Below are 338 nucleotides of genomic sequence, written 5' to 3' on the forward strand. Positions count from 1 at the left end.
CGACACGGCGGACCAGCCGGGGCGCCATCACCGTCCAGGCCCTGACCGACAAGGCCCCCTGCACCACCTTCTCCTGCCGCTTCCTCGCGGAACACGACTACTGCAACCGCACCCACTGCCATCGCCTCACCACCCGGCGGCTCTACGGCCTCCAGGGCGGCGACACCACCCTCCCCGACCACATCCGCCAGGTCGCCATCACCACCCGCTGACCACCAACTCCCATACGGCGGCGGCCGGGCCACGCCGTACGGGGAGATCTGGCCGCATCGCTCACCCTGGAAGCCGCTCTGTGGCTGCGCGTCAGACACCAACTCTCTCGGGGCGCACCGGTCAAC

1 pseudogene is annotated in these 338 nt (G+C 70.4%); it reads left to right on the forward strand.

Going from position 1 to position 338, the window contains the following annotated elements:
* Positions 1 to 212: pseudogene (locus tag UK12_RS42265) on the forward strand (hypothetical protein); the annotation flags it as partial.
* Between the last annotated feature and the right edge of the window lie 126 nt (positions 213 to 338).

Origin of the sequence: Saccharothrix sp. ST-888, assembly GCF_000955975.1 — a bacterium.
Taxonomy (GTDB): Bacteria; Actinomycetota; Actinomycetes; order Streptomycetales; family Streptomycetaceae; genus Kitasatospora.